Raw genomic sequence first — 8,461 nt, forward strand, 5'->3', positions numbered from 1 at the left:
GGATGAAATAGTTATAAACTGATTAAATATATGTTAATAGAATTAGCGATTGGTGATGCTTACGGTGCGGGTTTTGAATTTGTTGACCAGCAGACGATCGAAATGTACAACAATCTCAACGGCTACATCAAGCATCCCCGTCACGATATCCAGCCTGGATGTTACACGGACGATACGCAGATGAGTTTAGCCGTCGCAGAAGCTATCGTCAGCCGAGAACCTTGGACGCCGGAACTTTTAGCCAGCAAATTTGTTGCAGCTTTTCAGCGCGATCGGCGATTTGGTTATGCTGGCAAATTTTACAATTTTTTGCTACAAGTTCAAGACGGAAAAGAATTCTTAGAAAAAATTCACTCCGCTAGCGATAAAAGCGGATCTGCGATGCGAGCAGGCCCCATTGGCATTTTTCCTACTATTGAAAAAGTCATCGAAAATGCTAGCATTCAAGCTGCAATTACTCACAACAGTCCTGATGGCATTAATGCAGCTATAGCAGCAGCTTTGATGTCCCATTACTTTATTTATCAGCTAGGTTTAAAGAAAAATTTGGGAATTTTTCTAGAAAAGCACTTAGCTGGTGAGTGGTCGATACCTTGGCAAGGAGAAGTCAGCGTTAAAGGTTTGGTCTGTGTTAGAGCAGCTATTACTGCGGTCATGCGAAACGATAGTATGAGCAAACTGCTCCAAGATTGCATTGCCTTTTCGGGAGATGTCGATACAGTAGCAACTATTGCTTTAGCTGCTGGTTCCTGTAGTAGTGAAATTGCCCAAGACCTGCCAGAAAATCTGGTACAAGGATTAGAAAATCAATCTTACGGCAGAGATTATATCATAGAACTGGATCGACAGTTAATGAATTGCGCGATCGACTTCTGACTTCTTCCTGAGATAGGTTACATTCGTTAAATATCTTACACTGTTTCGTTGGCTAACTTATTTATATGAAGATTAAGACCAACTGTCACAAATAGGGTTAAATTTTATGTAGGTAGTTGCGCTTGAGGGCTCTTTCCTAAACTAAGAGCGCTAAAGCCCAACTACATACCTTGGTTTAATTTTCCAGTTGGCCTTAGTCCTATCTATTATGAATTTGCCTAATTTGATTACTTTTTCTCGCTTGCTGGGAGTACCTTTCCTGCTCTACGGTTTGTACGACCCAAGCGCGCAAAGCCGCTGGATTTGCACCGCGATTTTTGTGGTAGCTGCGGCTACTGATTGGCTGGACGGCTATTTGGCTAGGAAGCTGAATCAAATTACCGATTTGGGAAAGTTTCTCGACCCTTTGGTGGATAAATTGTTGGTGCTCGCGCCGCTTTTAGTGTTGATTGAGTTGGGTCGAGTCCCCGCTTGGGGAGTGTTTTTAATTTTGGGTCGGGAGTTGACAATTGCGGGGTGGCGTGTTAATAAAACTACGATTTCTGGAGCTAATATTTGGGGCAAATTGAAAACGGTGAGTCAGATTGTGGCGATCGCACTTTTAATTGCTCCTCTATCTGAGGCGTGGAATGTTCGGGCATTAATTGCTTTTTGGATTTCTGTGGCTTTAACTTTGATTTCTGGCGCTATTTATCTGTGGCCGGAAAAGAATGCTGAGCTTGACAAAGCCTAGTTCTTCGTTATTCCTTATTCTGTTTAATATAAAATCTAAAATCCAATGAACTTAGGGATTCGGGCTAAATTATTGGCTAGCTTTGGAGCTTTGATAGCCTTACTCGCAGGTGTGGGGTTTGTTGGTTGGCGAAACACAGTTGAACTAGCCGAAGATGCAGAGAAATTGTACACATATCAAGTTAAGGGGACAGTTGCTCTAGCCAACGCCGAGTCGGCTTTGTGGAAGCTGCGTTACGGCTTCCCCCAGTTTATAGTTCAACCTGAAAAGCGATCGGAAATTTTGGCACAAGAGCCACAGTTATACAAAATAATTGACGATAGCCTGCGAGAATATGCTAGAGGTGAACTCACAGCGGAAGAGCAAGCAGCTTTCAAAAAAGTGCAAGATATTTATCAAAGGTATGTTGCAGCAAGACCTAAGTGGTTTGAGTTGCAGCAAGCAGGCAAAGTTAAGGAAGCAGCAGAGTATCGCGCAGCTACGACAACTCCCTTTGGTGCCGAAACAGTTAATGACTTTTCAGCACTAATCGACCTTCAGCGAAAAGTCGCCGCAACAAAACACGCTCAAATTGAAGCGAAGATTGGGCATTTGACCGTCCTGCTACTGCTTACTCTCATCTTCGCTTTGTTGTCCGCAGCATTCCTGACTGCGATCGTCAGCCGTGAGATTGTTAACCCAATAGTACAATCTGTGAGAAAGATTGTCTCTTCTTCAACGCAAATCGCAGCCGCCGTGGCTCAGCAGGAACACACTGTGTCTCAACAAGCTAATGCTGTGAATCAAACGACTGCGACGATGAATGAGTTAAATGTTGCTTCGGGACTTTCAGCCAAGCAAGCAGAAGCATCAGCAGTCTCGGCTCATCAAGCGCTAACACTAGCTGATTCTGGTAATAAATCTGTAGAAAATACCATGAAGGGGATAGTAACTATTCAAGAAAAAGTAGGAGCGATCACCAAACAGATTACCTATTTGAGCGACAATGCTGTTAAAATTGGTGGAATTTCTGACCTAGTAGCCGATATCGCTAACCAAACCAATATGCTGGCTCTCAATGCCACAGTCGAAGCAGTCCGTGCTGGCGAAAATGGTAAGGGTTTTGCTGTAGTTGCGACAGAAATTCGCCGACTAGCTGAGGAAAGCAAAAAATCAGCCGAGAAAATTAATACTCTGGTGACAGAAATTCAAGTGGCTATCAACTATACGGTGATAGTAACGAATGAAGGAGCAAAAACAGCGGAGCAAGGTATTAAACAAGCTCAAGGAACAACAGAAATTTTTGCGGGTGTAGCAGATGCCATCGACAAAGTATTTTTGAACAACAAACAGATTTCTCTGAATGCTAACCAACAGGCGGTCGCAATTCAACAAGTGCTTGAGGCCATGAACAATGTTAACTTAGGAGCAACAGAAACTGGGAGTAGTCTTGCTCAAGTTAAACTGAGTACGCAACTCCTCAACGAAACCGCAGAAGAACTTAAAAAGCTATCTTAGCAGAAGGAAGAATGCTCTTCGGCGAAGCTGAGCGGGTAAAAAGAAAGAAGAGCGGGGACTCTTGGCACCGCCCTACAAAAACAGAGTTTTGCGAGATTATTTCGATTTAATAATGACTCCCAGATTTCCGGTAGTGCACCGCTGTCACGCCGTCATTTTTCAGCAAATGACCGTTTTCAACTGCCGCATAAACTACCCAGTGATCGCCGCATTCCATCCGACTTATCACTTCGCATTCCAGATAAGCTAGAGCATCAGTCAAAACTGGACAGCCGTTGCTAGCTTCCATTGTTTCGACTCCCGCAAATCTGTCTTCTCCCGGAGCAAAGTTTTTCATGAAATACTTCCGCAACTGTCGCCCTTCGGCTAAGATATTCAGCACAAACTTATCTCCGGCGTACATCAAAGCTTCGATTGATCGATCTTTTGCCACCGCAATCGTCACACCGGGCGGATTAAACGTTGCTTGCGACACCCAGGAAGCCAGCATCGCACTGCTAACCTCCCCCCGCTTCGCCGAGAGTACGCACAGCGAACCAACGAGTCTCCCTACTGCTTGTTCAGTGCGATCGCTCCCCGCTGCTAACTGCGGTTTCGGTGCCCGCAATTTTTGCGCTTTAATCAAAGCTTGAGCAAAATCTGTTCCCGCTTCTTTGCACTCGTGAATTGTCGCCGCCGTCGGCTTAAATTTGGCTCGAATCGGCTCAAATCCAATTCGATAGCCGGCATCTTTCAGCTTATTTTCCACTAAGTCGATCGCCTCTCCACTCCAGCCAAAAGAACCGAAAACCCCCGCTAGTTTGCTCTTAGTTGCGGTAGATAAAACAATTCCCAAAGCAGTTTGAATTTGCGTCGGAGCGTGTCCTGCTAGAGTGGGAGTTCCGATGATAAATCCCGCGCATTTTTCGATCGCCTCTTTAATTTCTCCCGGTTCGGCAAATTCGCAGTTAATACTTTCCACCGCAACGCCGGCTTTCGTAATTCCTTTGGCGATCGCCTGCGCTAAAGTCGCGGTATTTCCGTAAGCCGAAGCATAAATCAAAGCAACTGTCAAGTCTTTTGAATTTTGTTGCTGGCTCCATTCCCGATACAAATTGCTCAGTTCATTAAGGCCGTAACGGACGATCGGACCGTGACCGGGAGCATAAAATGCTGTGGGTAAATCGGCTAATTTATCCATTGCCGCCAGCACTTGTTTTGCCTGAGATGCGTGCAGGGAATCGTAATAATAGCGCCGATCTTCGCTGTAAACGCTCCACCCTTCATCAAATACTTGGTCGCCGCAAACGTGAGCTCCAAATAGTTTGTCAGTGAACACGATTCGAGTTTGCGGATCGTAGGTGCAAAGTTGATCTGGCCAACGGGGAGTCGGAGTCGCAATGAATTTTAAGGCGTGACCTTTTCCTAAGTTGAGAGTTTCTTCTCCCCGAACGATCATAATGTTTAATTCTTGGTCGGGAAAAGCGGCGCGCAAACTAATTGCTGCTGGATTCGTGCAAACCAAAGCTACTTGAGGAGCTAATTCTAACAGAGCTTTAATTGTTAATGACCTGTTAGCATTGAAATGCCCCAGAATTATGTAATCCAGCTTTGTCAAGTCCACCCGTTGCTGCAAAAATTCCAGGTAATTTTGAGTAAAAGATTCCCCCGGCGGGTCGAACAAAGCAGTTTTGTCAGCTTGAATAATATAGCTATTTGCTGTCGTACCCTTTTGCAGCGAATACTCGACTTCAAATTTGAGTCTGTCCCAAGTGCGCGATCGCACAATAAAAGTATCGAGTGCGATCGGGATAAACTGCACGTCGCGGGGTTTGGTATCAGAGGCCAGTCTTGAAGTCAAAGTGTTAGTCATTAATTGCACCTATGAGAAATTGAACCACAGAACTTCTTTTGATTTCGTGCCAAAATTTAGTATCTACAATGTCAAACCTTGCACCTCGACCCTGTAAATTGGTATCCAGGTCAGTCAGAAATTTCCTGGTTGTCACATCATCCCCAATTTGGATAAAGCTGACTCCAATTTCTTCGTCTTTATCTATTTTATTTGCTGCACTTACAATAATTTCAGCCACAGCAGCGGTATTTTCTGGTTTTTGATCTAGGACTGCAACAATTATTGCTCCTTTCTTCCCTTTGCCATCTGTTTTGTTGGCGAAATAATCGCTAAAACTTGCTTTAAGAGCTTCTTCCAAATTAATTGCAGTGGGGTTTGCTGAATCCGGTTCCGTATTTTGTCGCTGCAAAATTTCAGCTAACCGTGCCACATTGGAATTTTTATACTTCCACATAGGAGTAGAAGCTTCGTAAAGAGTGATGCCGTCGGTGTCAAATTCCTGACATTTTTTTGCTAAGTCGATCAAAGATGCCTGTGCTTCTACCCATTCCTCGTACCAAGAATGTTGGGGGTCTCGGCTGGCATCGCTTCTGGCAATAATAATTGTGTAATCTCGGTCTTCTAAAAGATTGGCAGGCATTGGCAATTCCCCTAGTTAAAATGGAGTCAAAATGACAACGGTTTGCCCGGTAAGGTGCTTAGATTGCACCCTACTTTGAGAGCCTGGTAAGGTGCTTAGGTTGCACCTTACTTTGAGAGTCACTGCGTAAAAGAAATCACGTTTCTCCCCTGAGAAAGAGTCCGTTAAATCCGTTCAACCCCGTACACTGCTCGTTGCCTAAATTGCTTCCTAATAGTGATTTCCGACTTTGCGGTGGTGAACGGCAGGCAGTGCATCGGGATTGGATACGCGGCCGCTATCGACGATCGCATATACGATATGATGATCCGAAAGTTCCATCCGGCTGACTACTTCGCACTCCATGTACGCCAAAGCATCTGTCAGAATGGGAGAACCGTTGGTTGCTGGTTGAGTTTTAACTCCGGCAAATCGATCTGCACCAGGAGCAAAACGCTTTAAAAAGTGCCTCATCAAAGTTTGATAATTGCCTTCTTCCAGCACGTTGAGAACAAATTTATCTCCCGCGTGCATCATCGATTCGATCGCCCGATCCTTCGCTACTGCTATTGTTAAACCCAGGGGTTTAAAGCTGGCTTGCGTTACCCAAGAAGCCAGCATCGCACCGCTAACCTCGCCTTTTTGGGCGGTGATGATGTACAGTCCGCCGCTGATTCGTCCCAAAGCTTTATCGAGGTCGCTGTCGAGGGATTTCATTTGTTTGACTGCTTTGTCCCGCGTCAGCCACTGTCCCAAGTCGGTGCCGGCTTCGTCGCAAAGTTGATAACTCGCTTCTGTCGGCGTTTCTTTAATCAAAATGTTGGGAAATGCTTCTTTTAAACCCAACTCTTTGAACTTGTTTCTCAGCGGGTAAATAGATACGTCATCACCACCGCCGGATTCGCACAAACCGAAAGATTGTTTGTTGTTAGCCGCAACTAAAATTGTGTTGATAGCAGCTTCGGCATTCACAGCAGCAGTACCGCTACTCGGGGGCGAACAAATTACGATACCGGCAGCATTACCCACAAGTTCCGCAACTTCTTGTAAGTCCGCGATTCTCAAATCCATCATTTCCACAGCGACACCGGTTTTGGTGATACCGTGCGCGATCGCTTGGCTGAGTCGATCGCTAAATCCGTAGTCGGATGTGTAAAATACCGCTACAGTGGTTTCTGCCTTAGCTTGTGCTTGGCTCCACTTTTTGTAGCGTCCCGTAAGTTCCACAACATTGTGCCGCAGCAAGGGCCCGTGACCGGTCGCAACTGTACCGATTTCTCCCAATTCTGCCATCCGCTTCATCGCAGCGAGTACCGATCGAGCATTGGGAGCCATCAAACACTCATAATAAAAGTGGTAATCTTCCTCAACTGATGCTAAATCGTCATCGAAGGTGCTGTCGGAACAGTAGTGCATCCCAAAAGCATCGCAGGTAAACAGCACTTGAGTTTTGCTGTCGTAGCTGAAAATAGTATCGGGCCAGTGCAAGTTCGGGGCCGATACGAATTCGATAATGTGGCCGTTTCCTAAATCTAATTTGTCCCCGTTTTTGACGACCAATCGCTCAAATGGTTGGTGTACAAGGTTTTCTAAAAATTGAATTGCTACTTTCGCCCCCACGACAATCGCTTGGGGTGCCAAGGCAAGCACATCTTTGACTAAACCGCTGTGGTCTGGTTCGGTATGGCTGATAATTAGATAGTCAATCTCTTTGGGGTCAATTTCGCCCGTCAGAGTGTCCATGTATTGCTGGCGAAACTTCTCGTGCGAGGTATCGACGAGGGCGGTTTTGTCACCGCGAATGATGAATGAGTTGTAAGTTGTACCGTTTTTGAGTCCGAATTCGATGTCAAAGCGGTCTCTATCCCAGTCCAGGCATCGAATTGCCGTTGTGTCAGGGGCAATTTCGACTTTTTCCACCGTCAATCTGCGTTGGACTCGTTCAGTCAGCGCTACCATCAGTGCCTCCTTGTCTTTTACCCATTACCTTATTCTTTTCATTCTGACACGTTTCTTTTGTAAATCTTTATAAAATTTCTTATGAGGCTGTTAAGTATCCCAAAATTTATGGCGTAAGGCAGTTCGGCAACAAAGCACTGTACGGGATGTAACGGATTTGAGGAAGAAGGAAAATTCAATAAAATCAATTTTGGGTCTACAAACAGTTGACAATAAACTTGTCTCTGTGGTAATAAAACTGAGTTCAAGTGGTTCGGCGATATTAAAGTCGGCGACACTCTCACGAGCGCCGCCGCTCTCCAAAACCGTGCGTGAAAATTTCTCTTCACACGGCTCCTCAGTGACTCGGTGATTGTCACTCATACCGCATTACCAACATATCCTCTTTCCAGAACCATTCTGTATGTGAGGGTGGCTTAGGTTTAGCACTTTTACAGCTAGATTTTGTACCCAGACTGCCATCTGTTGCAGTCTTTATATCGTGGCAATGTCTGTGAAGTAAATCCCAGTTTTCATAAGAATCCTTTCCACCTTTCGATTTAGGAATTCTGTGGTCAACTTCCATGACATCTTCGTCTCGAAAATGTAATCCGCAGTGAGAACATTTACCCTTTTGAATCTTGAGAAGTGTTGCCACTCTTTTGGGACTTTCAGGGTGTTTTCCCATTCTTGTACTCCAATACACTAAGTTTCCGTTGTATGGTGACGATTCACCTTTAACTTTGGCATGGTCTATGATTTTTATTTGACCATGTTTGCGTAACCGAAGAGGGTTAATCCCTTCTTCCCTGGTTGCGAATACCCAGTGATCATTGCCTATGGTTTGCCAGTATTTATTTGACACCCATGTTTTTAATTTTTTCGGATGGCGATGATTTGCCCAAGCTCTGAGTTTTTGATACACTAAGAAGTCTAATTTATAGAAGACTTTGCTACTTGAAAC

Annotated in this window: 7 protein-coding genes; 3 read left to right on the plus strand and 4 right to left on the minus strand. The window is 45.0% G+C overall.

All coding sequences use genetic code 11. The features are described 5' to 3' along the window. Positions 1 to 30 precede the first annotated feature (30 nt). The 3 genes from QUA38_RS03620 to QUA38_RS03630 all read left to right on the plus strand — a co-directional run bounded on the left by QUA38_RS03620 (position 31) and on the right by QUA38_RS03630 (position 3,106). Positions 31 to 876 carry an ADP-ribosylglycohydrolase family protein gene (locus QUA38_RS03620; RefSeq protein WP_333159273.1) on the plus strand — a complete coding sequence of 282 codons (846 nt, stop codon included), beginning with the start codon at positions 31 to 33 and terminating at the stop codon, positions 874 to 876. Positions 877 to 1,084: 208 nt separating this feature from the next. After that, a complete protein-coding gene (gene pgsA, locus QUA38_RS03625) occupies positions 1,085 to 1,609 on the plus strand; it encodes a CDP-diacylglycerol--glycerol-3-phosphate 3-phosphatidyltransferase (RefSeq protein ID WP_333159275.1) in 525 nt (174 codons plus the stop codon). A 45-nt stretch (positions 1,610 to 1,654) separates the two neighbouring features. Next, positions 1,655 to 3,106, plus strand: coding sequence for a methyl-accepting chemotaxis protein (locus tag QUA38_RS03630; RefSeq protein ID WP_333159277.1), 1,452 nt, complete (start codon positions 1,655 to 1,657; stop codon positions 3,104 to 3,106). A 106-nt stretch (positions 3,107 to 3,212) separates the two neighbouring features. On the opposite strand, the gene QUA38_RS03635 is transcribed toward QUA38_RS03630, so the two are convergent. From QUA38_RS03635 to QUA38_RS03650, 4 genes are all read right to left on the minus strand, one after another. Then, the gene (locus QUA38_RS03635) at positions 3,213 to 4,958 is read right to left on the minus strand and encodes a diflavin flavoprotein (RefSeq protein WP_333159279.1); all 1,746 of its coding nucleotides are present in this window, start codon (positions 4,956 to 4,958) and stop codon (positions 3,213 to 3,215) included. Beyond that, positions 4,951 to 5,580 carry a hypothetical protein gene (locus tag QUA38_RS03640; protein ID WP_333159281.1) on the minus strand — a complete coding sequence of 210 codons (630 nt, stop codon included), beginning with the start codon at positions 5,578 to 5,580 and terminating at the stop codon, positions 4,951 to 4,953. The genes QUA38_RS03635 and QUA38_RS03640 overlap by 8 nt, the downstream gene beginning before the upstream one ends. 210 nt (positions 5,581 to 5,790) lie before the next feature. Continuing rightward, the gene (locus tag QUA38_RS03645; protein WP_333159283.1) at positions 5,791 to 7,518 is read right to left on the minus strand and encodes a diflavin flavoprotein; all 1,728 of its coding nucleotides are present in this window, start codon (positions 7,516 to 7,518) and stop codon (positions 5,791 to 5,793) included. A 355-nt stretch (positions 7,519 to 7,873) separates the two neighbouring features. Further along, positions 7,874 to 8,461 (minus strand): HNH endonuclease (locus QUA38_RS03650; RefSeq protein ID WP_333159285.1); only part of this gene is annotated, 588 nt, incomplete at its 5' end.

This window comes from Microcoleus sp. Pol12B4 (assembly GCF_036701385.1).
Classification (GTDB): Bacteria; Cyanobacteriota; Cyanobacteriia; order Cyanobacteriales; family Microcoleaceae; genus Microcoleus.

Coding starts and splice junctions, on each gene's coding strand:
- QUA38_RS03620 (WP_333159273.1), top strand. CDS start 31: ATGTTAATAGAATTAGCGATTGGTGATGCTTACGGTGCGGGTTTTGAA.
- pgsA (WP_333159275.1), top strand. CDS start 1,085: ATGAATTTGCCTAATTTGATTACTTTTTCTCGCTTGCTGGGAGTACCT.
- QUA38_RS03630 (WP_333159277.1), top strand. CDS start 1,655: ATGAACTTAGGGATTCGGGCTAAATTATTGGCTAGCTTTGGAGCTTTG.
- QUA38_RS03635 (WP_333159279.1), bottom strand. CDS start 4,958: ATGACTAACACTTTGACTTCAAGACTGGCCTCTGATACCAAACCCCGC.
- QUA38_RS03640 (WP_333159281.1), bottom strand. CDS start 5,580: ATGCCTGCCAATCTTTTAGAAGACCGAGATTACACAATTATTATTGCC.
- QUA38_RS03645 (WP_333159283.1), bottom strand. CDS start 7,518: ATGGTAGCGCTGACTGAACGAGTCCAACGCAGATTGACGGTGGAAAAA.